General features: G+C 63.9%; 27 protein-coding genes. 18 read left to right on the top strand and 9 right to left on the bottom strand.

Annotated elements, in window-relative coordinates; all coding sequences use genetic code 11:
* From JHL16_RS06670 to fabD, 9 genes are all read right to left on the bottom strand, one after another.
* Entirely contained in the window at nucleotides 1-900 is a 900-nt protein-coding gene (locus JHL16_RS06670) for a cyclase family protein (RefSeq protein WP_200184098.1), read from the bottom strand.
* A gap of 4 nt (nucleotides 901-904) precedes the next feature.
* Nucleotides 905-2,170, bottom strand: coding sequence for an MFS transporter (locus tag JHL16_RS06665; protein ID WP_200184097.1), 1,266 nt, complete (start codon nucleotides 2,168-2,170; stop codon nucleotides 905-907).
* Between the two features lie 14 nt (nucleotides 2,171-2,184).
* Entirely contained in the window at nucleotides 2,185-2,838 is a 654-nt protein-coding gene (gene gmk, locus JHL16_RS06660) for a guanylate kinase (RefSeq protein ID WP_420884527.1), read from the bottom strand.
* Nucleotides 2,828-3,715: a YicC/YloC family endoribonuclease gene (locus JHL16_RS06655; protein ID WP_200184096.1), complete on the bottom strand. Its 888-nt coding sequence runs from the start codon at nucleotides 3,713-3,715 to the stop codon at nucleotides 2,828-2,830. Before JHL16_RS06655 ends, gmk begins: the two co-directional genes overlap by 11 nt.
* 78 nt (nucleotides 3,716-3,793) lie before the next feature.
* Entirely contained in the window at nucleotides 3,794-5,317 is a 1,524-nt protein-coding gene (mltG, locus tag JHL16_RS06650) for an endolytic transglycosylase MltG (RefSeq protein WP_200184095.1), read from the bottom strand.
* Nucleotides 5,318-5,450: 133 nt separating this feature from the next.
* Nucleotides 5,451-6,710: a beta-ketoacyl-ACP synthase II gene (gene fabF / locus JHL16_RS06645; RefSeq protein ID WP_200184094.1), complete on the bottom strand. Its 1,260-nt coding sequence runs from the start codon at nucleotides 6,708-6,710 to the stop codon at nucleotides 5,451-5,453.
* A gap of 102 nt (nucleotides 6,711-6,812) precedes the next feature.
* Entirely contained in the window at nucleotides 6,813-7,049 is a 237-nt protein-coding gene (locus tag JHL16_RS06640) for an acyl carrier protein (RefSeq protein WP_119269176.1), read from the bottom strand.
* A gap of 204 nt (nucleotides 7,050-7,253) precedes the next feature.
* Nucleotides 7,254-7,991, bottom strand: a complete 738-nt coding sequence (gene fabG, locus JHL16_RS06635; protein ID WP_200184093.1) for a 3-oxoacyl-[acyl-carrier-protein] reductase — start codon at nucleotides 7,989-7,991, stop codon at nucleotides 7,254-7,256.
* A 4-nt stretch (nucleotides 7,992-7,995) separates the two neighbouring features.
* On the bottom strand, nucleotides 7,996-8,946 hold the full coding sequence (gene fabD / locus JHL16_RS06630) for an ACP S-malonyltransferase (RefSeq protein WP_200184092.1): 951 nt from the start codon (nucleotides 8,944-8,946) through the stop codon (nucleotides 7,996-7,998).
* Nucleotides 8,947-9,063: 117 nt separating this feature from the next.
* Between fabD and JHL16_RS06625 the strand changes: the two genes are divergently transcribed.
* From JHL16_RS06625 to JHL16_RS06540, 18 genes are all read left to right on the top strand, one after another.
* Nucleotides 9,064-10,029, top strand: a complete 966-nt coding sequence (locus tag JHL16_RS06625) for a threonine dehydratase (protein WP_200184091.1) — start codon at nucleotides 9,064-9,066, stop codon at nucleotides 10,027-10,029.
* Between the two features lie 4 nt (nucleotides 10,030-10,033).
* On the top strand, nucleotides 10,034-10,492 hold the full coding sequence (locus JHL16_RS06620; RefSeq protein ID WP_200184090.1) for a GNAT family N-acetyltransferase: 459 nt from the start codon (nucleotides 10,034-10,036) through the stop codon (nucleotides 10,490-10,492).
* A gap of 209 nt (nucleotides 10,493-10,701) precedes the next feature.
* Nucleotides 10,702-11,160: an HIT family protein gene (locus tag JHL16_RS06615; RefSeq protein WP_200184089.1), complete on the top strand. Its 459-nt coding sequence runs from the start codon at nucleotides 10,702-10,704 to the stop codon at nucleotides 11,158-11,160.
* Nucleotides 11,157-11,639, top strand: a complete 483-nt coding sequence (locus JHL16_RS06610) for a GNAT family N-acetyltransferase (protein WP_200184088.1) — start codon at nucleotides 11,157-11,159, stop codon at nucleotides 11,637-11,639. Before JHL16_RS06615 ends, JHL16_RS06610 begins: the two co-directional genes overlap by 4 nt.
* Before the next feature lie 63 nt (nucleotides 11,640-11,702).
* Nucleotides 11,703-11,891, top strand: a complete 189-nt coding sequence (locus tag JHL16_RS06605; protein ID WP_200184087.1) for a hypothetical protein — start codon at nucleotides 11,703-11,705, stop codon at nucleotides 11,889-11,891.
* Between the two features lie 3 nt (nucleotides 11,892-11,894).
* Nucleotides 11,895-12,569, top strand: coding sequence for a response regulator transcription factor (locus JHL16_RS06600; protein ID WP_200184086.1), 675 nt, complete (start codon nucleotides 11,895-11,897; stop codon nucleotides 12,567-12,569).
* On the top strand, nucleotides 12,566-13,909 hold the full coding sequence (locus tag JHL16_RS06595) for an ATP-binding protein (protein WP_200184085.1): 1,344 nt from the start codon (nucleotides 12,566-12,568) through the stop codon (nucleotides 13,907-13,909). Before JHL16_RS06600 ends, JHL16_RS06595 begins: the two co-directional genes overlap by 4 nt.
* A 70-nt stretch (nucleotides 13,910-13,979) precedes the next feature.
* Nucleotides 13,980-14,297, top strand: coding sequence for a hypothetical protein (locus tag JHL16_RS06590; RefSeq protein ID WP_200184084.1), 318 nt, complete (start codon nucleotides 13,980-13,982; stop codon nucleotides 14,295-14,297).
* Between the two features lie 256 nt (nucleotides 14,298-14,553).
* The gene (gene rpsF, locus JHL16_RS06585) at nucleotides 14,554-14,970 is read left to right on the top strand and encodes a 30S ribosomal protein S6 (RefSeq protein WP_137855443.1); all 417 of its coding nucleotides are present in this window, start codon (nucleotides 14,554-14,556) and stop codon (nucleotides 14,968-14,970) included.
* Complete coding sequence (rpsR, locus tag JHL16_RS06580; RefSeq protein ID WP_119391349.1) at nucleotides 14,970-15,218, top strand: 30S ribosomal protein S18; 249 nt, start codon at nucleotides 14,970-14,972, stop codon at nucleotides 15,216-15,218. Before rpsF ends, rpsR begins: the two co-directional genes overlap by 1 nt.
* Before the next feature lie 84 nt (nucleotides 15,219-15,302).
* Complete coding sequence (gene rplI, locus JHL16_RS06575; protein WP_200184083.1) at nucleotides 15,303-15,890, top strand: 50S ribosomal protein L9; 588 nt, start codon at nucleotides 15,303-15,305, stop codon at nucleotides 15,888-15,890.
* Nucleotides 15,891-16,168: 278 nt separating this feature from the next.
* Complete coding sequence (locus JHL16_RS06570) at nucleotides 16,169-17,425, top strand: SAM-dependent methyltransferase (RefSeq protein WP_200184082.1); 1,257 nt, start codon at nucleotides 16,169-16,171, stop codon at nucleotides 17,423-17,425.
* A 99-nt stretch (nucleotides 17,426-17,524) separates the two neighbouring features.
* Nucleotides 17,525-20,548: a caspase family protein gene (locus JHL16_RS06565; protein WP_246770820.1), complete on the top strand. Its 3,024-nt coding sequence runs from the start codon at nucleotides 17,525-17,527 to the stop codon at nucleotides 20,546-20,548.
* Nucleotides 20,545-21,438, top strand: coding sequence for a tetratricopeptide repeat protein (locus JHL16_RS06560; protein WP_200184081.1), 894 nt, complete (start codon nucleotides 20,545-20,547; stop codon nucleotides 21,436-21,438). Before JHL16_RS06565 ends, JHL16_RS06560 begins: the two co-directional genes overlap by 4 nt.
* Before the next feature lie 113 nt (nucleotides 21,439-21,551).
* Entirely contained in the window at nucleotides 21,552-22,709 is a 1,158-nt protein-coding gene (locus JHL16_RS06555) for an ABC transporter substrate-binding protein (RefSeq protein WP_200184080.1), read from the top strand.
* A gap of 15 nt (nucleotides 22,710-22,724) precedes the next feature.
* Complete coding sequence (locus JHL16_RS06550; RefSeq protein ID WP_200184079.1) at nucleotides 22,725-23,603, top strand: ABC transporter permease; 879 nt, start codon at nucleotides 22,725-22,727, stop codon at nucleotides 23,601-23,603.
* The gene (locus JHL16_RS06545) at nucleotides 23,597-24,382 is read left to right on the top strand and encodes an ABC transporter permease (RefSeq protein ID WP_200184078.1); all 786 of its coding nucleotides are present in this window, start codon (nucleotides 23,597-23,599) and stop codon (nucleotides 24,380-24,382) included. The genes JHL16_RS06550 and JHL16_RS06545 overlap by 7 nt, the downstream gene beginning before the upstream one ends.
* Nucleotides 24,379-25,860: an amidohydrolase family protein gene (locus tag JHL16_RS06540; RefSeq protein ID WP_200184077.1), complete on the top strand. Its 1,482-nt coding sequence runs from the start codon at nucleotides 24,379-24,381 to the stop codon at nucleotides 25,858-25,860. Before JHL16_RS06545 ends, JHL16_RS06540 begins: the two co-directional genes overlap by 4 nt.
* Nucleotides 25,861-26,036: the final 176 nt, after the last annotated feature.

Here is a 26,036-nt window from a genome sequence, read left to right as displayed (position 1 = left end):
TCACAGGCAGGCGTGGGCACGGACCGGAAACGTGCCCATGCCCTTGATCTTCGGCGGCACCGCCGAAAAACGAAAGCCCGTCTCCGGCAAGGCCGCTAGGCCGGTCAGATGCTCGACGATGGGGATGCCGTCGGCAAGCAGCACGGAATGCACCGGCCGTTCGCCGCCCGACGTGTCGTCGATATTGAGGGAATCGATGCCGACGAGCCGCACGCCCTGGTCGCGCAGATAAAGCGCCGCCTTCTCCGTCAGAAAAGGATGGCCCTCGAAATAGCTGTCAGTGCGCCAGTTCCGGTCCCAGCCGGTGTGAACGAGAACGGCATGGTCGCGGCACTGGACCGGAACAAAATGATGCCAATCGATCGCCCGTTCCTTGGCGCCTTCGACGCGCACCACCACGCCCGGCACATTGGCCACCCGTTCGAGCGCGAGGCCGGCGAGATCATGCCCATCGGGATAACGATGGAACGGCATGTCGATATAGGTGCCGGTATTGCCCACCATGTCGATGCGACCGATCTGGAATTCCGTGCCCGGCGCATAGATGTCGCGCGACTTGGCGCGGGACAGATGATCGCAGATGAGCGGCGCCGGCAGGCCCTTATAGGTGATCATGCCGCTTTCGATCGTGTGGCTCAGATCGACGAAGGCGCCGGACGCTTCGCTATCATTGCGCTCTGCGGCGATCGCGGCACGCTTGTGGCGCTCTTCGATGATGCGCTTGTTGAGAATCCGGACTTCGCCCACCATCAGCAGGCGAAGGTCACGGATGATATAGGCGGCGAGCGCGTCGTCGCCGATGTCGGCGTCATCGATGTCCAGCCGGAAATCCTGTCCCTGGATCCCGCCGCCATTGGAGAAGTCGACTTCAAAATCGAAACAAACCCGCTTGTCGCTCACCGTTCTATTCTCCTGCCCGTTCCGCCGGCGCAGGCATATCATGCTGGCGCCAGAGCGGCGAGAGCATCGCCCAGAGCGGCGCCAATACCAGGCCGGCCGAGGCGATGTACAAGGTCTCGCGGATTCCCAAGCTCGTGGCGAGGACGCCGCCCAGCAGTGCTCCCACCACCGCGAGACTGCCGGTGCCGACATGGAAGGCCGCCCCGACCCGCCCCATGATGGCGAGCGGCAGAACCGTCTGACGCAGGCTGACCGCGATCACCCCGCCGGCCACGGCGAGGCCGTCGCCCACGAACTGCGCCACCATCAGCACGCCCATCGCCAGCCAGGGCTCGCCTTGCGCGAGCGGGATCAAGGCGCTCGTCGCGCCATAGCCGAGCGCGGCCAGGAGGATGGTGCGCCCTACCCCGAGCCGGTCCGCCAGCAGCGGCCCGAGGACCGCGCCGGCCAATGCGCCAAGGCCGCCAACGGCGATGGTGACGCCCATCATGGCCGGCGTCAGTCCCAGCGTGTCGATGGCGTAGAGAACATAAAGCCCGGCCAGGAACGAGCCGAAGAACGCCTCCGCCAAGGCGATCACGAAGATCGGGCGCACGAAGGGATCGCGGAAGATGGCGTTGAGGCCCAGCACCATGTCCTGACGCAGGCTCACGGCCTCCTCGGAAGGCGGTGGCGGCGTCTCCGCCTTGCGGATCGCGCCCAGGAAGGCGGCCGAGACCAGATAGGTCGCGGCATTGACGGCGATCGCGACCGGCACGGTCAGAAGCTGGAACAGGACGCCCGACAGCGCCGGCCCACCGATCTCCGCCACCGACCCCGTCGTATTGATCTTGGCATTGCCCTCGACGAGATCGCGGGGCTCGATCAGGCTCGGCAGGTAGGCGTTGTCGGCAATGTCGAAGAGCACGCTCGCAGCCCCCACGCAGGCGGCGGCGACATAAAGCTGCGGCATCGACAGAAAACCGCCCCAGGCGGCGAGCGGCACCGTCATCAGAACCAGGGCGCGGATGATGTCCATGGCGATCAGGATCGGGCGGCGGCGCGAGCGGTCGACATGGCCGCCGGCCAGAAGGCCGACGACGAGGCCGGGGCCCATCGCAAGAGCGGCCAATATCGACAGCTCGAAAGGCGTCGCCTCGATGGTGAGCACGGCGGCGAGCGGCAGGCCCTCGCGGGTGATACGGGCGCCGAAGGCGGAAACCGCCTGGGCCGCCCACATGCGCATGAAGTCGGCGTGGCGCCACAGATTGCCGGTCAGCAAACCAGACATGCCCGGCGCCGCGCTCAGAGCGTCTTGTTCAGCCCACGGACGAATTCCGTCAGGCCGATGCGGCGCGTGCGGCGCAGTCTCTCCGCCGTCAATATGGCGGTAATCTCGGCGCTCGATGTCGCGACATCGTCATTGACGATGACATAGTCATATTCGGCCCAGTGGCTCATCTCGCGCGAAGCTTCCGCCATGCGCTTGGCGACGACCGAGGACGAATCCTGGGCGCGTTTGATGAGACGGTCGCGCAGTTCGTCGGTCGTGGGCGGCAGGATGAAGATGCGCACCAGATCGTCCCGCATCGCCTGCTCGAGCTGCTGGGTGCCCTGCCAGTCGATATCGAACAGGACGTCGCGGCCCTTGGCGAGCGCGTCCTCGACCGGCAGCCGCGGCGTGCCATAGAGATTGCCGAAGACCTCGGCCCATTCGAGAAGCTCTTCCTTGTCGCGCATCTCGAAGAAGCGCTCCTTGGAGATAAAGAAATAATCCTTGCCGTCGAGCTCGCCCGGGCGCGGCGGTCGCGTCGTGACCGACACCGACATGCGGATATGATGGTCGCTCGCCAGCAAGGCGCGCGACAGCGTGGTCTTGCCCGCACCCGAGGGCGAGGACATCACCAGGAGGAGACCGCGCCTGGCGATCGCCGTCTTTGCTCTTCCGCTACTCAATATTCTGCACCTGCTCACGCATCTGATCGATGACGGTCTTCAACTCAAGCCCGATGGCCGTCAAGCTCTTATCGGACGCCTTGGAACACAGGGTGTTGGCCTCGCGATTGAATTCCTGCGCGAGAAAGTCGAGCTGGCGGCCGGCAGGCTCCTTCGACTGCACCAGCTTGCGGGCGGCCTCGATATGGGCAAAGAGCCGATCGATCTCCTCGACGATGTCGGCGCGCGTCGCCAGCAGCACCGCTTCCTGATGGAGCCGGTCGCGGTCGAACGACGAATTGGTCTCCATGAGACGGCTCACCTGCTCGCCGAGGCGGGCTCTGATCGCCTCGACGGTTCGCGCCGGATTGTCGCGCGCCGCGATGACCAGCTTCTCGATCCGGTCGAGATGCTGGCCCAGAATGGCGGCGAGCTTGGCCCCCTCGGCCTTGCGCATCACGGCCAGCGCCTGGAACGCCTCTTCCACGCTTTTGAGGATGGCTTTGTCGCGCCGGGCCGTCTGGGCTTCGTCCTCCACCGGGCTTGCGACATCGATGATGCCGCGCAAGGCCAGCAGGTTTTCGATCTGCGGCGGCGCGCCGCCCAAACGCTCGCGCAATCTCTCGGCCAAAGCGACGACCTGCTCGAGTGCCGCCTCATTGACCGCCAGCGCCTGCTCGGCACCGCCGCGATCGGCGGTGAAGCCAATCTGGACATTGCCGCGCTTCAGGTGCTTCTGGGCGATCTCGCGCACCGGCAGATCGAGCGTCTCGAAGCCGGGCGGCAACCGGCATCGAACATCGAGGCTCTTGCCGTTGACGCTCTTGATATCCCATTGCCAATGCAAAGCGTCGAGCGCCGCCGAAGCGCGTGCGTAACCTGTCATGCTCGACAGCGACATAGACCCATCCCCGAATCGAAACTTGGGCGACTTTACCGCCTGACCGGGAGAAAGGGATACCGCTTTTCAGGCGACCGGTTAAGGAGCCTGAGGCTTGGGCGCCGGGATCGGAATCAGCCCCTTCGAGCCCCGGATCACGCTACCGGGCTTCAAATCGAGGACGACCTCAGCCACCGTGGTGGGCTCGGCCTCCGGCGCGGTCGGAGCGGCCTCCGGCTGGGCAGGCGCCGCCTCCCCGGAGAGCCCTTCGGGCTTGGGGCGCGGCAGCGGCGGCACGGCATTGGCGCCGGCGGCCTGCTGCGCGCCGCCCTGATCGGCAGCGTCAGCCTCGACTCCGGCTTCCGGCTCCGGCGCCTGGTTGCCGGCATTCTGCTGGTCGGCCGCCTGGATGTCATCGCCCGTGGGCAGGCTCGGTGTCGTGGTCTGCTGATCGGTCGTCGCCGCCTCGGGAGCGGCCTGCTCGGTCGCGGCGATATTGGCCTCGGGTGCCGCGGTCGGGGCGCCCGCATCCTGCGTCTCATCCATGACCGGGGCTTCTTCGCCGCCCTGGTTCTTATTCTTTTCGATTTCGCGCCATTTCTTCACATTGACGCGGTGCTCCTCCAGGGTCTCGGCAAAGACATGGCCGCCTGAGCCGTCGGCGACGAAATAGAGATCCTTGGTCTTGGCGGGCGAAAGCGCCGCCTCGAGCGACGCACGGCCGGGATTGGCGATCGGGCCCGGGGGCAATCCGTTGATCCGGTAGGTGTTGTAGGGCGTGACCTCGGCGATGTCCTTCTTGGTCAAGGGCCGGTCGAGCTTGGTCCTGCCGCCGGTGATGCCATAGATGATCGTCGGGTCCGACTGGAGCCGCATGCCCAGCCGCAAGCGATTGGCGAAGACGGAGGCGACGCGCGGGCGCTCCTCGGGCTCACCGGTCTCCTTCTCGATGATCGAGGCGAGAATCATGGCCTCAGCCGGGGTGGTGACCGGCGTATCCTCGGCGCGCTCCGGCCACAGCTCGTTGAGCATCTTCTGATTCGCATTCATCATGCCCTTGACGATGTTGTCGCGCGTCTCGCCACGCTGGAACACGTAGGTGTCGGGCATGATCTCGCCCTCGCCCGGCGTGAGGGTGATATCGCCGAGCAGCACTTCGTTGTTGCGCAGGCGATCGAGCGCCTGCGCCGTCGTCCAGCCTTCCGGGATGGTGACCTTGTAGGTGATGAATTTGCCGGCGGCGACGAGCGCCATGGCGTCGCGCATGCTCATCGCCTGCTTGAACTGATATTCGCCGGGCTTGAGATGGGCGCCGGTGCCGGTCAGGCGCGCCAGCTTGGCGGCGGCGGCGAAGACATTGGCGTCCGAGATGACGCCTTGCTTCTCAAGCTCGGCGGCGATGTCGAGGACACTGCTGCCACGCTCGATCTGGACCACCTTGTCTTCGGCGAGAGGCCCCGCCTGGGTGAATTTCACATAGCCGTAGAGGGCGCCGCCGAAGGCGACCAAGGCCGCACCTCCGGCCAGCAGCATCAGGGAGTAGAACACCCTCCTGATGGCCGAGCGGCGCCGGCGGCGCGGCGGCACCACCACGCTGTATCTCTGCCTACGCTGGTCGGGCACGATAGGCCTCCATTAGAGCCTTGCCCCATTTGATCAAAGCCCAGGCTTCGATCGATATGGACAAGGGGGCTCGTCAAGCTACCAATCTAGAACGCATCCTTGTCACCAAAGTGGCGGGGAGCGCTCCAGCAGCTCAGACTCGCCGCATGATCAACGACGCGTTCGTCCCACCGAAACCAAATGAATTGGACAGAACTGTGTTGATCTCCTTTTTCCGGGCTTTCAACGGAACCAGATCGATCTCGGTCTCGACCGAGGGATTCTCCAGATTGAGGGTGGGCGGACAGATATTGTCCCGCAGCGAGAGGAGCGAGAAGATCGCCTCGACGGCGCCCGCCGCCCCTAAGAGATGGCCGGTCGACGACTTGGTCGAGGACATGGCCAAACCATTGATCCCATTGCCCATCAGCCTCTCGACCGCCTTGAGCTCGATCTCATCGCCCAAAGGCGTCGAGGTGCCGTGGGCGTTGATGTAGTCGATCTCATGGGCGGATATGCCGGCCCGTTTCAGGGCCGCCTGCATGCAACGATAGGCGCCGTCGCCGTCCTCGGAGGGAGCGGTGATGTGATAGGCGTCGCCCGACATGCCATAACCGATGACCTCGGCATAAATCTTGGCGCCGCGCGCCTTGGCATGCTCATATTCCTCGAGAACCACGATGCCGGCGCCCTCGCCCATGACGAAGCCGTCGCGGTCCTTGTCATAGGGGCGTGAGCCCTTTTCCGGCGTGTCGTTGAACTTGGTGGCCAACGCCTTGCAAGCGATGAAGCCGGCAATGCCGAGGCGCGAAATGGCGGCTTCGGCGCCGCCCGCAACCATGACATCGGCGTCACCCAGCGCGATCATGCGGCTGGCGTCGCCGATCGCATGGGAGCCGGTGGCGCAGGCGGTGACGACGGCGTGATTGGGGCCTTTGAAGCCGTATTCGATCGACACGACGCCAGAAGCGAGATTGATCAGCGAGCCCGGGATGAAGAACGGGCTGACGCGGCGCGGGCCCTTTTCATTGAGGAGCAGTGTCGTCGCCTCGATCGAGGGGAGGCCACCGATGCCGGAGCCGATCAAGACGCCGGTTGCGTATTTCTCATCCTCGGTCTTCGGTTCCCAGCCCGAATCCTTCACCGCCTGCTTGGCGGCGGCGAGCGCGTAGATGATGAAGCTGTCATAACGGCGCTGGTCCTTGTGATCGACCCATTGGCTCGCATTGAAGGTGCCATTGCTGCCGTCGCCGGGCTTCACTTCGCAAGCGATACGGCACGCCATGTCGGACGTATCGAATTTGGTGATCGGACCGGCGCCGCTCTCCCCAGCGGTCAGCCGCGACCATGTCTCTTCGATTCCCGTCGCAAGCGGCGAAACGATCCCCAGCCCCGTGACAACCACCCTGCGCATCAAAACTCCTCTCTTATATGACAACGCGGCGGCAAGACTTTTGGTCTCTTGCCTCCGCGCTGCAATCCATGGCCCTCCCCGTGGGGAGGCAACCGGCAACCGTCAAGCGGCGCTCTTTTCAATGAACTTGACCGCGTCGCCGACGGTCTGAATCGTCTCGGCGGCGTCATCGGGGATCTCGATACCGAACTCTTCTTCGAAAGCCATGACGAGCTCGACCGTGTCGAGGCTGTCGGCGCCGAGATCGTCGATAAAGCTGGCTTCGGGATTCACCTTCTCGGCGTCGACGCCCAGGTGCTCGACCACGATCTTCTTCACCCGCTCCGCAACATCACTCATGTTCAATCGTCCTCGTCAGTAGTTTAAGTTATTTTCCGTTCTACGATCGGACATACGTCCCCCTCGTGTCCCGGGCTTCCTAACACAGATTCCGCGAGCCATAAAAGGGGCAAGTCCACCCCCTTGATAAGGCCCGGGAAAACCCGTTCAGAAATTCCTCGATAGCGCGCTCGGACCGCCCGGAAACCGGGCTCCGACGCCGGTTCAGATCATCGCCATACCGCCATTAACATGCAGCGTCTGGCCTGTCACATAAGCCGCCTCGGCGCTGGCCAGATAGAGGGCTGCTGCCGCAACGTCATCCGACGTGCCGAGCCGGCCGGCTGGCACCTTGGCGATGATCGCCTCTTTCTGCTTATCGTTGAGCGCGTCGGTCATCGGCGTCGCGATGAAACCCGGCGCGATGCAATTCACCGTCACATTGCGGCTCGCCAGTTCCTGGGCGAGCGCCTTGGTCATGCCGATCATGCCCGCCTTGGAAGCGGCGTAGTTCGCCTGGCCGGCATTGCCGGTGACCCCCACCACCGAGGTGATGCCGATGATGCGGCCATAGCGGCGCTTCATCATGCCCCGCATCGCCGCGCGCGACAGGCGGAAAGAAGCGGTCAGATTGACGTCGAGAACCTGCGCCCAGTCGTCGTCCTTCATGCGCATCGCCAGACCGTCGCGGGTGATGCCGGCATTGTTGACGAGGATGTCGAGCGACCCCATCGCGGCTTCGGCGGCGGGGACCAGCTTCTCCACCTCTTCCGCGTTGCCGAGATTGCAGGGAAGCACATGGACGCGCTCGCCGAGCTCGGCTTTCAGCGTTTCCAGCACCTCGGCGCGGGTGCCCGAAATGGCGACGGTCGCGCCCTGCTTATGCAGGCTGCGGGCGATGGCGGCGCCAATGCCGCCAGTGGCTCCCGTGACGAGCGCCGTCTTCCCGGTAAGATCGAACATGTTTTTATCCCTGTTTGAGCTGCGCCACGTTCTGGGCGATGTCGTCGGGCGTTCCCATGGCAATTCCCGCAGAGTCAGGCGCGGTCCGTTTCACGAGTCCCGACAACACCTTACCGGCACCCGCTTCGCAAAAGAGTTTAACGCCCTGGGCAGCCATCGCCGCCATGCTTTCGCGCCAGCGCACGGTGCCCGTGACCTGCGCCACCAGCGCCTTGCGGATCTCCGCGGGGTCGCTCACGGGAATTGCCAGCACATTGGAGAAAACCGGCACGGTCGGCGGACGCATCGGCGTGTTGGCGAGCGCGTTGGCCATCGCTTCGGCGGCGGGCTGCATCAGCGCGCAATGGAAGGGAGCGCTCACCTGCAGCATCACGGCGCGCTTGGCGCCTTTTTCCTTGGCCAGCACCACGGCACGCTCGACGGCGGCCTTGTGGCCGGACACCACGACCTGGCCCGGCGCATTGTCATTGGCGGCCTGGCAGATCTCGTTCTGGGCGGCGGCTTCGGCGACCGCCACGGCATCGGCAAAATCGAGCCCCAGAAGAGCCGCCATGGCGCCGGTGCCGACCGGGGTCGCCGCCTGCATGGCGCGGCCGCGTGTTTTCAGAAGGCGGGCCGCATCGGCCAGCGAGAATGTGCCGGCGGCGGCGAGCGCCGAATATTCGCCGAGCGAATGGCCGGCGACGAATTTGGCGACATCCTGCAGCTTCAGACCATGTTCGGCTTCGAGGACGCGGATGACCGCGAGGCTCACCGCCATCAAGGCCGGCTGGGCGTTCTCGGTCAAAGTCAGGTCGGCCTCCGGGCCCTCCCACATCAGCTGCGACAGCTTCTGGCCCAGCGCCTCATCGACCTCGGCGAAGACGGCGCGCGCGGCGGGCGAGGCATCGGCAAGCGCCTTGCCCATGCCCACGGCCTGGCTGCCTTGACCCGGAAAAATGAAAGCGAGGCTCATGCATGACCTTCAAGGTGATTCAGATGAGGGGGCACGAAGCATGCGGATGGCGGGCGAGTCAAGCGCGGGCTTATCCGGCCCATTGACCGGCCAAGGGGCCAGACCATAAGGAGAAGCATGCTGAAACACGCCGATATCGAACGCGCCCAGGGCATCGTCTATGCGGCGATGCCGCCCACGCCGCAATATGCCTGGCCCCTTCTCGCCGCGGCAACCCAATGCGAATGCTGGGTCAAGCACGAGAACCACACGCCGGTCGGCGCCTTCAAGGTCAGGGGCGGCCTCGTCCATATGCACCTGCGCAAGGAGCGCGGCGAGACCAATGGCGTCATCACCGCGACGCGCGGCAATCACGGCCAGTCGATTCCCTTCGCCGCGAGGCGCGAGGGCATCGAGGCGACGGTGGTGGTGCCCAAGGGCAATTCGGTCGAGAAGAACGAGGCGATGCGGGCCTTAGGCTGCACGCTGATCGAAGGTGGCAGTGATTTCGACGAGGCGCGCGAGACAGCGATGCGGCTTGGCCGTGAGCAAGGTCTCGACATGGTCGCTTCCTTCCATCCCGAGCTGGTGATGGGCGTCGCGACCTACGCCCATGAGCTGTTCAAGGGCGCCGGCGACCTCGACACGGTCTACGTGCCGATCGGACTGGGCTCCGGCATTTGCGGCGTCATCGCGGTGCGCGATCTGCTCGGTCTCAAGACGAAAGTCGTCGGCGTGGTCGCCGAGAAGGCCAATTCCTACAAACTGTCATTCGCCCAGGGCCGCGCAGTGCCGACCAATTCAGCTCTCTCCTTCGCCGACGGGATGGCGGTGCGCGTGCCCAATGCCGACGCTCTCGCGATGATCGTCAAAGGCGCCGACCGTGTCGTCGACGTGAGCGAAGATGAGATCGCCGAGGCCATGCGGCTCTATTTCCGCGCCACCCATAATGTCACCGAAGGCGCCGGCGCCGCGGCGCTTGCCGCCCTCGTCAAAGAGCAGGCGCAGATGGCGGGAAAGCGCGTGGGTCTCATTCTCTCGGGCGGCAATATCGACAGCAGCAAATTCGCGCAGGTGCTGCAGGGGCGGACTCCCCTCGCCTAGCCAGATGGCCCATGTCACTGATATTCGTCGCGCCACAGCCGCCGACGCCCTCAGCCTCACCCGGCTCATGCAGGACTCGCCAGCCTATCGGGGCGACTATGCGCGCATCCTGGAGGGCTATCAGGTCACCGCCGATCAGATCGGCCGCGATCTGATCTTTCTCGCCGAAGCGGAGGGCCGGCTGCTCGGCTTCTACAGCCTGATGCTGGGCGATGAGCCCGAGCTCGACCTTCTGTTCGTGGCCGAAGCGGCGCAAGGAACGGGACTTGGCCGGCGGCTTTTCGCGCATATGAAAGACGAGGCGCGCGCACGTGGCCTCGCCGTGGTCAAGATCGTCTCGCATCCGCCCTCGGTCGGCTTCTATCAGCGCCTGGGCGCCAAACTGATCGGGGGGAAGCCGCCGTCCCCGCCCAGGGTCAGCTGGGTGCGGCCTGTGCTTATCCTGCAAACCGGCCCAGCTTGAAGTCGCGGCGCATCCATGCGACAAGGACCGCATGAGCCTTCTCATTGGCCAGCTTCGAATGCGCGAACCCTTGCCGGGTACCACCGGCGGAGGCGATTGAGCGCACGCTGATTTTCTGAAGAGAGACCCGTGTTTCCTCGACCCTCCCGCCAGCCCGGTGAGGGTTTTTCATTTCCGGAAACCGCAATCCTTTTCAGATGAGACGCGCCATGACCACGACTTCACAACCCTGCCTGTTCTGCCGCATCGCCCAGCGCCAATGCCCGGCCCATATCGTCTATGAGGACGACCATGTCGTCGCCTTCCTCGATATCGGACCGATCCGGCCCGGCCATGTGCAGATCATCCCGCGCGATCACTATCCGACCTTCGATGATCTCACCGCCGAGCTCGCCTCGCGCATCATCATCCTGGGCCAGAGGCTCGCCCGTATCCTCAAAGCCACGCATCAGGTGAGCCGCGCCGCCTTCCTGTTCACCGGCAATGACGTCGCCCATGCGCATGCCCATGTCCTTCCGCTCCACACCTCGACGGACATCACGTCCAGGCGCTACATCGCCGAGGACAACATCACCTTCAGGGCGATCGAGCGGCCGAGCGAGGAAGAGCTGGGCCGGGTCGCCTTCACCTTGCGCGAGGCGTTGAAGCTGAAGGACACGAGTCCATGAGGGTCCGCCCGGCTATCGAAGCCGATGCCGAACAAGCTGCCCTGGTCCTCAGGCGCTCGATCACCGAGCTGTGCATCCGCGATCACGGCAATGATCCCGCTTTGCTCGCGAGCTGGCTGGCCAACAAGACGCCGGAGAAATTCCGCGAATGGGTCCGGCAGGAAGACTCCCTGTGCCTCGTGGCGGTAGCTGGCGACGATACGATTCTCGGCGTCGCGCTCATGTCGAAGGTGGGCGAAATCAGGCTCAACTATGTATCGCCCGACGCCCGCTTCCAGGGCGTCAGCACGGCCTTGGTCGGCGCCCTCGAAGCCGCGGCGGCCAGCCTGGGCGTTCCCCGCCTCAGCCTGAACAGCACGGCCACCGCGCACCCCTTCTATCTGGCGCGCGGCTTTCAGAATGCGGGGCAACCGCAGACCGACCGTCTCAAGGAAAATATATATCCCATGGCGAAATCAGTTGCCTTGCGGGAAGGCTGAACCTGTCAGACTGCCGCAATGTTGCGCCGGCACAGAGGCGATATTCGAAAGGAAATCGGCCCCATGTCCTGCAGGAATCACGGTGGCGCAGCAGCCTGCCAATGGATGGAGACCGGCATCATTCTCCTGATGCTCGGCATCCTGCTTTATAATAAGTCACCCCAGCTCGCGGTGCCCCGGAGCTATGGCTGGCTGTGGTCCGGCGTCGCGGGCTCGCTGGCTACCGTCACCAAGGGACTTTCGTTTTTCTGAGAAATGCGCCTCCTCCTGATCGAAGACGAACCGCAGATGGTCGAGGCCCTCAAGGCCGCTTTCGCCCGGCATGACATATTGGTCGATGCCGTCTCGACGATCGCCGATGCGGAGTTCGTCAGTGCCGATGCCGTTTATGACGCCGCCCTGCTCGACCGCCAGTTGCCGGATGGCGACGGTTTGCGCTTCGTCGCCACCTTGCGCAAGCGCGGCAACACGTTACCGGTCATCGTGCTGACCGCCATGGGCCAAATTCCCGACCGCGTCGCCGGCCTCGATCTCGGCGCCGACGACTATATGTGCAAGCCGTTCGATTTCGATGAGCTGCTGGCACGATTGCGTGCCGTTCTGCGCCGGCCGGAGGCGCTTGCCTCGCCGGTGATCAACATCGGCCGTTTGAGCTTCGATCCCGCCCTCCGCGAGGCCCGTGTGAACGGCCGGCCGATCGGCTTGGCGCGCCGCGAGTTGCTCGTGCTCGAGGGCCTCATCCGGCGCGCCGGCCGCATGGTGCCGCGCTCCATTTTGATGGAAACGATCTTCGGCCTGGATGACGAGATCCAGTCCAATGCGCTCGATTCTCACATATCGCGGTTGCGTCGCCGGCTGGCCGAAGCCGATGCCGGCGTCGCCATCAATGTGGTCCGCGGCGTCGGCTATCTCCTGCGCGGGGTCGCGTGACCGCACCCGGCCAGCGCTCGCTCAGAAAACGGCTGTTCTGGCACCTCCTCGCCATCCAGTCGGCGGTGCTGGCGCTGGTCATCGCGGTCCTCTTCGGCTCCGGGCTCCTGTTCGATTTCCGCTCGCCCGACGCTACCATCGACATATTGCGCCAGGCGGTCGAGCGCGATGAGAACGGCCGGCTGGAGCTGCGCGAAACGACTGAGCTCGCGTCGCTGCGGCGCGCCATTCCCGATCTTTGGTTCGTCATCCGCGACCGCCAGGGCCACAAGCTCACCGAAGGCGCCATCCCGGCCGAATATGCGAATATCGGCTCAGGCCTTGACGATATAGGCCAGGCGCGGCTCGGCTGGAATCTGGGCGACCCCGACCGGCCGACGGCGCGGCTCAGATGGGTGGAGACCAGCATCGGCCGCCTGCAATTCACGACCGGCAGCGCCGCACTCTGGCCAGCCCGTTTCGTCCTCCTCGGCCTGTCGCTCGTCGCGCTGCAATATCTCCTGCCCATCCTCGCCGTGATGGCGGTGGGCGCCTTGATCGCCACGCCCTGGGTGCTGCGGTCGGCCTTCGCCGGCCTCGACCGTGCCGCGACCGAAGCCGACGCCATCGATGTCAGTCAGCGCGGCCGCCGGCTGGTGACGGCCGATATTCCCTCCGAGGTCATTCCTTTCGTCAGCGCGGTGAACGGCGCGCTCGCCCGTCTCGATGAAGGTTATGAACGCCAGGAACGCTTCCTCGCCGACGCCGCGCATGAATTGCGCACGCCGATCGCCATCCTCAGCACCAGACTCGCGGCACTGCCGCCGGGCGCGGCCAAGGCGCAGCTCGCGCAGGACGCGGCGCGTCTCAAGATCATCACCGAGCAGATGCTCGACCTGCAGCGCCTGCGCGCCGGCCCCAAGCCTTTTCCCGATGTCGATCTCGCCGACCTGTCGCGCCGGGTCGTCCTCGATATGGGGCCGCTCGCCTTCGAGGCGGGTTATGAGATCGATTTCGGTGTCGCGGACGGTCCGGCCATCGTCAAAGGCGATGCGCAGGCGATCGGCCGGGCGGTGACCAATCTGGTGCAGAACGCCATCGACCATGGCGGCCGGACGGGCACGATCGCGCTTCTCGTCGGCCCCGACTGGATCGAGGTGGCGGATGAAGGGCCGGGCATTCCGCCCGATTTGCGCGAGCGCATCTTCGAACCGTTCTTCAAACGAAAGAAGGAGGGACGCGGCGCCGGCCTGGGCCTCAGCCTCGTCGGCGACGTGATGCGCCTGCATGGCGGCGGCGTTTCGGTGCGCGACCGCGGCGCGGGCGCCGCTTTCCGCCTGTCCTTTCCGCGAAGGGCCTGACCTCACAATGCTGTCGTAATCCCGAGCGGCGATCCTTGGCGCCTGATGATCAACCGGCCAAGGACCTCGCATGCGCCGCTTCGCTTTTCTCTGCCTCGCTTTCCTCCCCCTCCTTCCCGCCCAGGCGGCATCGGCCGCCGACGGCCTGCTGAGGCCGGCCCAATATGTCGATCCCTGCCGCGACGGGCGCGTCAGCGATGGCAAGGCGCGCAGTTGCGAGGAGATCAAACGCTGGCTGCGTCACCGTGACCGCGGCGCGGATCGCCGCCCGAGACGGCACGAACGTTATGATCCCTGCACCGACGGGAGCGTCAGCGACGGCAGGCCCCGCACCTGCCGGGAGTTGCGGCGCTGGTTCTACAATCCCGACCTGCAGGACTGGGACTGATAAATATTCCGTAACGGAAACTACGGCGCTTGCATTCCGCCGGTTTTTCCGCCATAGACCCGCCCGCCAGTTGGCTTCCGGTTGGGGGCTGAACGGAAGGTTTATGGCCGATGAGGCTGTGAATAGGGGATTTCCCCGTCTTCCCGTGTCTCCGCTCTTTCGAGAATCCGGTCTTTCGAGCCTTTCACTTTGAGGGCTCGGAAGAGGCTCTGCGCCGGGAGTCGATTGATGGCAGTAACTTTGAAAGGCTTGAAACATGCCACTTTACGAGCATGTGTTCCTGACCCGTCAGGACGCATCGAATGCGCAGGTTGATCAGCTGACTGATCAATTCAAGACCGTCATCACCTCGGGTGGCGGCAAGGTCGGCAAGACCGAATATTGGGGCCTCAAGTCCCTCACCTTCCGCATCAAGAAGAACCGCAAGGCGCACTACACCTATATCGACATCGAAGCCCCGCCGGCGGCGATCGCCGAAATGGAGCGCCAGATGTCGATCAATGAAGACGTCATCCGCTTCATGACGGTGCGCGTCGAGAAGCACGAAGACGGTCCGACGGCCATGCTGAAGGCCGGCAAGCGCGACGAGCGCGGCGGTGGACGTGGCTTCGGCGGCCGTGGCGGTCGCGGCTTCGACGATCTCGATTTCTCTTCGGACAGGGAGGCTAACTAATGGCTCAAGGTCAAGGCGGGCCGGCACGGCGCCCCTTCTTCCGTCGTCGCAAGAGCTGCCCGTTCTCGGGCGATAACGCGCCGGCGATCGACTACAAGGACGTGAAGCTGCTGCAGCGCTTCATCTCCGAGCGCGGCAAGATCGTGCCGTCGCGCATCACGGCGGTCTCGGCCAAGAAGCAGCGTGAGCTCGCCCAGGCGATCAAGCGCGCGCGCTTCCTCGGCCTCCTGCCCTACGTACTGAAATAGATCACGCAATGTGACGGTTGGGGCGGATACCCGATCCGCCTCTAACCCATCCTCCAGGATCGGGGACAGCAAAGGACAAATATCATGGACGTCATTCTTCTCGAGCGCATCGGCAAGCTCGGCAGCATGGGTGAAGTCGTCAAGGTCAAGGACGGCTTTGCCCGCAACTACCTCTTCCCGCAGCACAAGGCGCTGCGCGCGACCGAGGCCAACCGCGCCAAGTTCGAGCGCGACCGCGCCACGCACGAGGCCCGTAACGAAGAGCGCCGCAAGGCCGCCATGGGCGACAGCGGCAAGCTCGAAGGCAAGAGCTTCGTCCTGCTGCGTCAGGCCGGCGAATCGGGCCAGCTCTATGGTTCGGTCTCGACCCGCGACATCGCTGAGATCGCGTCGACGGCAGGTGTCCCGGTGTCGCGCAACCACGTGCTGCTCGATGCGCCGATCAAGACCATCGGCCTCTATACGGTGCAGATCGCCCTTCACCCCGAACTCTCCGTGCCGGTGACGCTCAATGTGGCGCGCTCGCAGGACGAGGCGGACGCCCAGTCGCGCGGCGAGGTCCTCACCGGCCCCGTCTCCGAGCGGGCCGAGGCGCTGGCCGCCGCCGAGGAATTGTTCGAACAGGAAACGGCGGCCGAAGAAGAAGCCACCGAAGAAGAGACCAAGAACTGATCCTCCTTACAGAGATGAGTTGAAAGGGCTCTGCCGCGGCAGAGCCCTTTTCTTTTGCGGCCCCGCTGCCACGAGCCCGCTATGCGGATTTCGCCTGATGCCTGAAAGTTAGACAGGGCTAAATTCTCGTCAGGGAACGGCATTTTGCGGTCGCTGCCATGCGTTAACGCTATGGCCCCCCGCAAAGTTGCGGGCCTTCACATATTCGTCAAACTGCGTTTACTATGCCTTGTGAGCCACGTTCCGGCGCGGGGGCCGGAGGCGAGGGAGACGTACTGATGTTCGCAGCTTTAAACCAAGCTTTGAAGCAGTTGGTTCAGACCGGCCATCTGACGGTGATCGACGCCCACGGGCGCAGCCATGTCTATGGTGACGAGTCGGGTCGGCCGGCCGGCTTCAAGATCGTCAATCCACGGGCGCCGCTGAAGATCATGCTCGATCCGGACCGCTATTTCGGCGAGCTTTACATGGCGGGCGACATCGACCTCACCGAGGGCACGATCTACGACCTGCTCGAGATCCTCATGAAGAACATGGAGCAGCGGCCGACGCCGGGCGCCGCCAAGTTCTTCAACCAGCTGCGCATCGGACTGAAGCGGCTCGACCAGTATAATCCGGTGGGCAAGGCCAAGGCCAATGTCGCCCATCACTATGACCTGTCGGGTGCTCTCTACGATCTCTTCCTCGACCGTGACCGGCAATATTCCTGTGCCTATTTCGAGACGCCGGAATCGTCCCTCGAAGACGCGCAGCTCGCCAAGAAGCGGCATCTGGCGGCCAAGCTCAATATCAAGCCCGGCATGAAGGTGCTCGATATCGGCTCGGGCTGGGGCGGTCTCGGCCTCTATCTCGCCGAGACCTGCGGCGCCAAGGTCACCGGCGTCACGCTTTCGGAAGAGCAGCACAAGATGTCGATGGAGCGCGCGCGCCAGCGCAGCGTCTCCAACACGGTCGACTTCCGGCTCCTCGACTATCGCCATCTCGATGAGCAGTTCGACCGCATCGTCTCGGTCGGCATGTTCGAGCATGTCGGCGTCGGCCACTACAAGGAATTCTTCCAGAAATGCCGCACCCTCCTCAAGGATGACGGCGTGGCGGTGCTGCATTCGATCAACCGCTCCGACGGCCCCGGCGCCACCAGCGCCTGGATCAAGAAATATATCTTCCCGGGCGGCTACATCCCGGCGCTTTCGGAAGTGTTGCCGCATCTCGAGAAGAACGGCCTCTATGTCACCGACATCGAGATCCTCAGGCTGCATTACGCCGAGACCCTGCGCGAATGGGGCAAGCGTTTCGCCGCCAACCGGCACCGCGCCAAGGCGATCTATGACGAACGCTTCTGCCGCATGTGGGAGTTCTATCTGGCGGCGTCGGAAACCGCCTTCCGCTATCAGGGCATGAACAACTTCCAGATCCAGTTCACCCGCAACCAGCATGCGCTGCCGATGACGCGCAACTACGTCCTCGCGGAAGAGGAGCGTCTGCGGACGATCGACAGCAAGAGCCGGCGGCTCAAATCGGTGCCGGCGGAGTAGTCCGTCGGTCCCTTGATGCGCGGTCAAATTCGGCCTTGATCCTGCCGCAAGGGCAAGCCTAAACAGCCCTTCGGGTAATACTCAAGGACGGTCGGCGGCATGATGCCTCTATCTCTGGCCTGGAACACACGACAGGCCATCGGTGCGTTTCTCGCTCTTTTCATTGCTGTCATTCTCAGCACCGCCGCTGAGGCCGAGGAGCCGAAGACGCTGAAGGGCGTCGCTTTGGTGATCGGGCAGTCGAAATACACCCACATCACGCCGCTTCCCAATCCCGCCAATGACGCGCGCGACATGTCCAAGCTCCTGACTGATCTGGGCTTCGACGGGCGCGCCGTGACCGACCGCGATGCGTCCAAGCTGTCGCGCGATCTCGAACGTTTCGTCGAGGACGCCGAGGGCGCCGATATCGCGTTTCTGTATTATTCAGGCCACGGCATCGAGGCCGGCGGCGAGAACTATCTCGTGCCCGTCAATGCCGATGACGCCTCACTCGGCAATGCCAGCGAAGAGCTCGTCTCCCTCAGCCAGGTGGTCGACAAGCTGAAAGCCATCGTGCCGGTGGTGATCGTGCTGGTCGATGCGTGCCGCACCAATCCATTCCCGGCCACGGCACAGCTCAAGGCGACGCCGGACAGCCCGCCACAGCCGGTTACCGTCAGCGGCCTCGGCGCGCCGCGTGGCGCCGCGGTCGTCGAGCAAGCCCCTGCCGCCACCGACAATCTCGGCACCGTGATCGGCTTCGCGGCCGAGCCCGGACGCCCGGCGCTCGATGGTGCCGTTGGCGGCAACAGCCCCTATGCGGCGGCCCTGCTCCGCCATCTCTCGGCGATGAAAGGCGCCGAGCTCGGCTCGGTCATGCGCATGGTGACGGAAGAGGTTTATCTCTCGACCGACACGCGCCAGCGTCCCTGGGTGAATGAAAGCCTGCGCCGCATGCTCTATCTGGGCGTCGCACCCGATGAGCCCGAAGGCGAGGAAGGCCTCATCAATGGAGAGCGCCGGCAGCTGCTTCTCACCATCGCCGATCTGCCGACCCCCGAACGCATGCAGGTCGAAAGCATCGCCAAGAAGGGCGGTGTGCCGATGAGTGCGCTTTATGGTGTCCTGCGCGCGCTGGGGATCGACAATGTTCCAAAGGACCCCAAGGAACTGGAAAAGCTCCTCGAAGGACAAGCCGAGACGCTCAAGAAGATGATGGCCGAGCGGGCGGCGCTCAATGTCGACGATCCCGAGATCAAGAAGATGGCCGCAGCCGCTGACCGTGCCATCGAGCAAGGCGCCATTACCGTGGCCCGGCAGTTCCTCGATGAAGCCGTGAAGCGCGTCGAAGCCACGGCGGGCGCCGTAGATGCGGCGGAGGAAGCCGTCAAGAAGAAGCGCCTCGCCGATGCAGCCATCTATGCGCGCCGCGCCGAAACTGCTTCGTTGGCTTTCGATTATATGGCCGCCGCAAGCGACTATGCGAAGGCTTTCACACTGGTCGAGAAGTGGGACGAAAAACTCAAGTGGAATTACAAGAATCTCGAAGCCGAAGCGCTCAATTCGCATGGCTATCAGAAAGGCGAAAACGCGGCGCTACTGAAATCGATCGCCGTATATGAGGAAATCCTCACCTTCATTCCGGCGGGTGAAAAGAACGCCGACTGGGCGATCACCCGTAACAATATGGGCGTTGCCTATCTCAATTTGGCCGAGCGGGCCGGCGACAAAAATCAGCTCGAACAGGCGGCGCAGATTTTCCGCGATTCTCTGGCCGTGCTCACCCGCCAGTCTGATCCGGTCAACTGGGCGGCGACGCAGAACAACCTCGGCAATGCGCTGCTGAATCTTGGGAAGCGTCAGATCGATTCGAAGCAACTTGAGGAAGCGGTCGCTGCCTATCGCGCCGTGCTCGAAGTTAGGAGCCGCGAGAAAACCCCGGTCGACTGGTCGGACTCGCAGAACAATCTCGGCATCGCACTATATACACTTGGTGAGCGCGAAGGTAGCGACACGCGCCTGGTCGAGGCCGCTGCCGCCTATCGAGCTGGCCTCTCTGCGATCAGCCGCGATGCCGAGTCCAACCGCTGGGGCGTACTCCAGAACAATCTGGGCAACACACTCAACGTCCTGGGTGCCCGCAAAAATGATCTCCCCATACTGAAGGAGGCCGTCAACACCTTCCGCGCCGCGCTCGAAGTCCGCACGCGCGATAAGGTGCCTTTGCAGTGGGGGTCCACCATGACCAACCTGGGAGGAGCGCTTACACAAATCGGTACCCGCGTCGCCGGCACGACCGAACTGGAGGAAGCTGCAAAGATATTCCGCGAGGCGACAGGAGAGATCACGCGCGAACGGGCACCGGTCGACTGGGCAGCGGTGCAGAATAATCTCGCCAGCGCCCTGCAGCATCTGGGCCAGCGCAACATGGACGGCAAGCGTCTTGAAGAGGCAATGGCCATCTACAAAGACCTATTCGGCGTCTATAGCCGCGAACATGCTCCGCTCGATTGGGCAACAACACAGCTCAATCTGGGAAATGTGCTGCAGACATTAGGCAAGCTGAACAATGACCCGGCGAAATTGGATGAATCGGTCGCAGCCTATCGGCTGGCCCTCAGCGAGCTCACCGTCGAACGCACGCCCATGCAATGGGCCACGGCGCAGAGCATGATGGGCACAGCGCTCGAATCCATCGGGTTCGGCGGCGGCGGGGTCGAAAAGCTCAAGGAGTCGATCGCGGCGAAGCGCGCCGCTCTCACCATCCTGACCAAGGAAAACGGCCCGCTCGAATGGGCGCAGGCACAGTTCAATATCGGCAACTCGCTCAATATGATCGCCAATTTCGAGAAGGGCACCGAGAGTTACGAGACGGCGCTGATCGCCTTCAATGCCGCTCTGGAAGTCTACACGCTCGAAGAGACGCCGATGCAATGGGCAATGGTTCAGAACGGTATCGGCGACGTCTATTGGGGTTTCGGTACGCGGCGTACCGACAAGAAGGCGTTCGAAACCTCCCTCGCCCAGTTCGAGAAGGCCAAGATCGGCTATGGCAAAGGCGGCCTCATGGCCTGGGGCATGGTCAATATCGTCAACAAGAAAATCGAAATCATCAAGCAAGCACTGGCGAGCAAGCCATGAGATTAGCCGCTCTCGCTTTCTTCCTGCTTGGCACCATCGGCGCCGTGGCCCAGGAATCGGCGCCCACGCCTGACAGCCCGGAAATCCGGCAGCATTCGGAGGCCGCCGATCAGGCCGTGCAGCGCGGCGAGATCGAGCTCGCCTGGCGCCACAGGATCGATGCCGGGAATCTCCTCGCCCGCCAGGGCACGCTGGAGGCGCTGCAACGCGCCGCCGGTTTCTACAGAAGCGCATTGGAACTCGCCGGCCGCGAGCAGGCGCCGCAGCAATGGGCCGTCACCCAGGCGCTCCTCGGCAATGTCCTTTATGATGCCGGTGCCCGCTTCAAGCGCGTGAAGGAGATCGAGGAAGCTGTCGTCGCCTATCGCGCGGCGCTCAGCGAATATTCGGCGGAGCGCCAGCCAATGGAATGGGCCACGCTGCAGAACCGGCTCGGTGAGGCCTTCGCCTATCTGGCGCTGCGCGGCCAGCTCGACAAATATGATGAGGCCATGACCGCCTGGCACGCCGCCCTCACGGTCTACGACAAGGACAAGTTCAAATCCGAATGGGCCGCCATACAGCTGAGCATCGGCGCGACCTATTTCGTCAAAGCGGAATTGCACGACAAGGGCACGGATAGCCTGAAGGCGGCCCTCGCCGCTTTTACGGCAACGCTCGACGTCGTCTCACGCGACAGCGATCCGCAAAAATGGGCGGAGACGCAGCAGGTGATCGGCGAGGTGCAACGTCGTCTGGGCGAGAGGCTCGCCGACAAGGACACCCTCAAGGCCGCGCTCGCCTCTTTCAAGCAGGCCCGCGATGCTTTCGTGCACGTCGGCAATGCCGCCCGCGCCCAAGCCGCGGCCGCGAAAATCACCGAGATCGAAGACAAGCTAGCCGGCAAGTGAGCGGCCGCCCCCGCGTCATCGGCCCTCCGAGTCCGTTGACACTATACTTACTTGCAAGTAAGTAAATGAATAACGACAAAGCCGCATAGGCGGCAAAACAGGGAGAAGACGCCATGAAGGAGTTTCTGCGCCACATCCTCGAATCGAAGCTCAATGAAGACGTCAGCCGCAGGCGCTTCATCCAGGGCGCGGCGGGTCTCGCCACGCTGACGGTGCTCGGAGCTCCCGCTATGGCGGAAGAAAAGAAGCTCGGCGGGCCGCTCAATTTCCTCGGCTGGGACGGCGAGCATGGTGGCAATGTCGCCAAGGAGTTCCTGGCCAAGAACAACATCCAGATGCAGGCCTCCTTCCAGTCGGCGGCGGACGAGGCGCTCACCCGCTTCAATACCGGCGGGCGCGGCTCGATGGACATTCTCACGCCCAACAAGGATTTCCAGCGTGCCATTCTCGCCGCCAATACGGAATTGTTCCAGCCGCTCGACATGGCCCGCATCCCGAGCGCGCAAGGCCTCTTTCCCGCCTTCAAGGACGCCCCGTGGCTCACCCGCGACGGCAAGACCTATGGCATCCCGATGATCTGGGGCGACGAGCCTTGCGTCTACAATCCGGCGAAATGGGACGCGATGCCAGAGAAATACACCGACTTCGCCGATCCCAAATATAAGGGCGAGCTCGTCCTCCTCGACGATCCCTTCGGCAATATCTGGCTCTTCGCCAAGTCGCTCGGCATGAAGGAGCCGAACCGGCTGACCGCCGCCGAGCTCGAGCAGGTCGTCGAGGCGATGCTCAAGGTGAAGCCCAATGTCGTCACCATCGGCGCCTCGCATGGCGACATGGCCGACGTGATGGTGCGCGGCGACGCCTCGCTCGGCATTGGCGGCTGGGCCTATCAGACGCTGATCGCCAAGGACAAGGGCGTCAAGCTGGTGGTGGGCTCGCCCGCCAAGGACGGCACCTTCTTCTGGTCGGACGCCTATGCCCTCGCCGTCGACGCGCCCAATGTCGACAATGCCTATGCCTTCATCGACTTCATCACGCTGCCCGAAAGCAATGCGGCGCTGGCCAAGGAGCTGGGCTCGGGCTGCACGGTGGAGAAGGCCTTCGATCTCATCGATGCCAGCGTGCGCGACATCTATCCCTATGACAATGTGCGCCAGCCCGGCGGCGGCATCCTCGGCACCCAGATCGTCGTGCCGCCGCAGAACCCGGAAGGCGACATTGTCGGCTCCGCCGCCTGGGTCGAGGCCTGGCAGAAATTCAAGGTCGCCTGAGGTTTCGATCCGCGGATGACCGCGACGACCGGCACAACCGGACGCTGGGGAGAAGCGGGCGTGGTGGCGCGCCCGCTCCTGCCCGCTTCGCTCTTTTACGTCGTCTTCTTCGCCGTGCCGATGCTGGCGCTGTTCGTCTTGAGCTTCTGGCGGGCGAACGGCTTCGTGCTGATCCCCGATCTCACTTTCGACAATTACGAAAAGATCGCCACCTCCAGCCTCTATCGCGTGCTGATCCTGCGCACCATCACCGTCGGCTTCATCACCGCGGCCATCGTGGTGCCACTCGCTTTCGCCGTCTCCTATGTCATGCGTTTCGTCTTCGAGACGCGCGGCCAGGTCATTCTGCAGCTCATCCTGCTGTCGCTGTTCAGCGGCTATCTGGTGCGCATCTATGCCTGGCGCACCATTCTCGGCAAGCAGGGCCTCCTGAACTCGACCTTGCAATGGATGGGCCTCATCGACCGGCCGCTCGAATTCCTGATCTACAGCAATTTCGCCATCGTCATCACCCTCACCGGCCTCCTGCTGCCGCTGGCGGTGCTGCCGATCTATTCGGCGATGTCGAATATCTCGCGCGATTATCTTGAGGCGGCGCGCGATCTCGGCGCCCCCGCTTACACCCTCATCCGCACCATCCTGGTGCCGATGGCGCTGCCGGGCTTGCGCACCGCCTTCGCCTTCGCCTTCCTGCTTGCCGCCGGTGATTTCGTGACCCCGACCCTGGTCGGCGGCACCCAGAGCCTTCTCATCGGCAATGTCATCGCCGATCAGTTCCGCGGCATCGGCTCGAACTGGCCGCTCGGCGCGGCCCTCGCCTTCGTGACCATCGGCATCGTGCTCACCCTCTATTTCGTGGTGATGCGCCTCATCCGCTGGGTGACGACATGGTGAAGGCTCTCTCCTCGAACCTGCTGGCGCGCGGCTTCCTCACCCTCGTCCTTCTCTATCTCTATGCGCCGATCGTGGTGATCGTGCTGTTCTCCTTCACCACGTCGCCCCGGCTTTCCATGCCCATCGAAGGCCTGACGCTCGCCTGGTATCAGAATGCCTTCGCCAATCCGCTCATCACCAAGGCACTTACCAACAGCCTGATCCTCGCCGCCATTGCGGCGATCGGGGCCGGACTCATGGGCGCGGCCTTCGCCTTCGGCATGATGAAGCTGGTGCAGCCGCGTCTGCGTCAGGCGCTCCTCGCCGCGAGCCTCCTGCCGGCGGTCGTGCCGCTCCTCGTCATCGGCATCTCGCTCGCCGTCCTGTTCCATGGGCTTGGCCTGCCGCAGGGCCTGCGCAACACCGCCATCGGCCATGTATTGGTGAGCCTGCCCTTCGTCGTGCTGACGATGAATGCCCGGCTCGAGACCTTCGATTTCACCACCCTCGAAGCGGCCCGCGATCTCGGCGCCTCGTCCTTCCAGACCTTTCGCGATATCACCTTCCCGCAGATCCGCCCCTCGATCGTCGGCGCCGCCCTGCTCGCCGCCGCTTTGTCGCTCGATGAGTTCGTCGTCACCTGGTTCAATATCGGCAATGAGCAGTCCGTCCCGGTGCTGGTCTGGGGCCTGATGCGGCGCGGCGTCGACCCTTCCATCAACGCGCTCGCCTCGATGCTGCTGTTCCTGCTCGTCTGCCTGGTAATCGGTTCCAATTTCATAGGCCGGAGAAATACATGACCCAAGCCCCTCGCCCGACTGTCGAGTTGATGATCCGGCATGCTTATGTAATCACCATGGATGATGCCGCCCGCATTTTCGAACATGGCGCCATCGCCATCGACAAAGGCCGCATCGTCGCGGTGGGCGACGACGCCGACATTGCCGGACGCTTCACCGCCAGCCGCAGCATCGATGCCGCCGGTGCTCCCGTCCATCCGGGCTTCGTCGAATGCCATCTGCATGCCTCGTTCCAGCTCTTCCGCGGCGCGTTGCCCGATCAGATGCCCGAGACGGATGCCTTCGACACGTTCGAAAGCGTCTTCTTCAACACGGTGAATGACGAGGAGGAGTATCTGGCGGTCGCGCTGGCCTCCCTGGAGATGATCCGCAACGGCACGACCTGCTTCCTCGAAGCGGGCACCGTGCTCACGCCCGCCGTCGCAGCGCGCGCGGCCGAGGATGTCGGCATCCGCGCCATCATCGGCGACGCCTTCATCTGGGACCAGCCGCAAGGCTTCGCGCAGGGCATGGTCGAGACGGGCTGCAGCGCCTGCGCGGCGCAGGCGCGCGCACGCCCGGTGCTGAAGCGCGCGCCCAAGACCCGCGAGGAAGCGCTCGCCATGATGGGCCGCGAGCTCCACCGCAACAAAGACCCGGAAGCGCTCGTCACCGGCCATGTCGCGATATTGGGTCTCGGCACCGCCAGCGAAGAACTGATGATGGAAGCCAAGAAGCGCGCCGATGCGGCGGGCGTCGTCCTCAACCTGCATCAGTCCTACAGCCCTGCCGACACCGAGGCCGATCACAAACGTTTCGGTACCGATCCCCTGCTCCATCTCGAAAAGATCGGCTTTCTCGACCGCAATGTCACATTCGGTCACGCCAATCATCTGAGCGATGCCGAATGTGAAGCCCTTATCGGCAAAGGCACCAGCATCGCCTGGGCGCCGGCCGCGTCGATGATGTGGGGCCATGGCGGCTGCTTTCATGGCCGGCATGCCGAGCTCTGGCGGCGCGGCGCCAATATCGCGCTCGGCTCCGACTCGGCCAACTGGTCGAATGATTTCGATCTCTGGCGGCAGGCGAACTTAAGCGTCCTGACAGCGCGCGAGGCGCATGGCGACCGCACCTATCTCATCGCCGAGGACGGCCTCGAAATGGCGACCCGCGCCGGCGCGCGCGCCGTCGGTATGGAAGGCCGCATCGGCTCGCTCGAAGTGGGAAAACGCGCCGATCTCGTCATCCACACGCTCGACCGGCCGGAACTGATCCCGACCACCAACATGATCCGCAATCTCTTTTATTCATCGCGTTCGAAATCCGTCCATTGGGTCATCGTCAATGGCCGGGTGGTGCTGCAGGAAGGCCGTTTAGTCACCGTCGATGAGCGCAAGCTGCTCCGCGAGGCCAACAAGGCGGCCATGGCATTGCTTACCCGCATGGGCTGCAGGGCTGAGCCCAACACCCTTGCGCGGCGCAAGCCGAACACGGCATGATCCGCTTCCCGCAATCAGAGTTCAGAGGACGGATGCGCACTCCCTCAACCGTCATCCCGGCGAAAGCCGGGACCCACAAAAGCCTGTCCACGCGAGCAGCGCTGCCCGCCGAGTACGAATTCAATGGATCCCGACTTTCGTCGGGATGACGGAATTTAGAGGATCAACACAACAGA

It is taken from the genome of Taklimakanibacter albus, assembly GCF_016595235.1.
GTDB lineage: Bacteria > Pseudomonadota > Alphaproteobacteria > Rhizobiales > Aestuariivirgaceae > Taklimakanibacter > Taklimakanibacter albus.
Note: the sequence above shows the minus strand (reverse complement) of the source record. Positions and strands in the feature narration are given on the sequence as shown.

Bases quoted from the DNA above. Each gene is read 5' to 3' on its own strand.
- JHL16_RS06555 (WP_200184080.1), top strand. From the start codon at position 21,552: ATGAAGGAGTTTCTGCGCCACATCCTCGAATCGAAGCTCAATGAAGAC.
- JHL16_RS06665 (WP_200184097.1), bottom strand. From the start codon at position 2,170: ATGTCTGGTTTGCTGACCGGCAATCTGTGGCGCCACGCCGACTTCATG.
- JHL16_RS06565 (WP_246770820.1), top strand. From the start codon at position 17,525: ATGATGCCTCTATCTCTGGCCTGGAACACACGACAGGCCATCGGTGCG.
- rpsR (WP_119391349.1), top strand. From the start codon at position 14,970: ATGGCTCAAGGTCAAGGCGGGCCGGCACGGCGCCCCTTCTTCCGTCGT.
- JHL16_RS06620 (WP_200184090.1), top strand. From the start codon at position 10,034: ATGGCCCATGTCACTGATATTCGTCGCGCCACAGCCGCCGACGCCCTC.
- fabD (WP_200184092.1), bottom strand. From the start codon at position 8,946: ATGAGCCTCGCTTTCATTTTTCCGGGTCAAGGCAGCCAGGCCGTGGGC.
- fabF (WP_200184094.1), bottom strand. From the start codon at position 6,710: ATGCGCAGGGTGGTTGTCACGGGGCTGGGGATCGTTTCGCCGCTTGCG.
- JHL16_RS06560 (WP_200184081.1), top strand. From the start codon at position 20,545: ATGAGATTAGCCGCTCTCGCTTTCTTCCTGCTTGGCACCATCGGCGCC.
- fabG (WP_200184093.1), bottom strand. From the start codon at position 7,991: ATGTTCGATCTTACCGGGAAGACGGCGCTCGTCACGGGAGCCACTGGC.
- JHL16_RS06625 (WP_200184091.1), top strand. From the start codon at position 9,064: ATGCTGAAACACGCCGATATCGAACGCGCCCAGGGCATCGTCTATGCG.
- JHL16_RS06600 (WP_200184086.1), top strand. From the start codon at position 11,895: ATGCGCCTCCTCCTGATCGAAGACGAACCGCAGATGGTCGAGGCCCTC.
- rplI (WP_200184083.1), top strand. From the start codon at position 15,303: ATGGACGTCATTCTTCTCGAGCGCATCGGCAAGCTCGGCAGCATGGGT.
- JHL16_RS06545 (WP_200184078.1), top strand. From the start codon at position 23,597: ATGGTGAAGGCTCTCTCCTCGAACCTGCTGGCGCGCGGCTTCCTCACC.
- JHL16_RS06590 (WP_200184084.1), top strand. From the start codon at position 13,980: ATGCGCCGCTTCGCTTTTCTCTGCCTCGCTTTCCTCCCCCTCCTTCCC.
- JHL16_RS06550 (WP_200184079.1), top strand. From the start codon at position 22,725: ATGACCGCGACGACCGGCACAACCGGACGCTGGGGAGAAGCGGGCGTG.
- JHL16_RS06615 (WP_200184089.1), top strand. From the start codon at position 10,702: ATGACCACGACTTCACAACCCTGCCTGTTCTGCCGCATCGCCCAGCGC.
- JHL16_RS06610 (WP_200184088.1), top strand. From the start codon at position 11,157: ATGAGGGTCCGCCCGGCTATCGAAGCCGATGCCGAACAAGCTGCCCTG.
- JHL16_RS06570 (WP_200184082.1), top strand. From the start codon at position 16,169: ATGTTCGCAGCTTTAAACCAAGCTTTGAAGCAGTTGGTTCAGACCGGC.
- JHL16_RS06640 (WP_119269176.1), bottom strand. From the start codon at position 7,049: ATGAGTGATGTTGCGGAGCGGGTGAAGAAGATCGTGGTCGAGCACCTG.
- rpsF (WP_137855443.1), top strand. From the start codon at position 14,554: ATGCCACTTTACGAGCATGTGTTCCTGACCCGTCAGGACGCATCGAAT.
- JHL16_RS06655 (WP_200184096.1), bottom strand. From the start codon at position 3,715: ATGTCGCTGTCGAGCATGACAGGTTACGCACGCGCTTCGGCGGCGCTC.
- JHL16_RS06605 (WP_200184087.1), top strand. From the start codon at position 11,703: ATGTCCTGCAGGAATCACGGTGGCGCAGCAGCCTGCCAATGGATGGAG.
- JHL16_RS06540 (WP_200184077.1), top strand. From the start codon at position 24,379: ATGACCCAAGCCCCTCGCCCGACTGTCGAGTTGATGATCCGGCATGCT.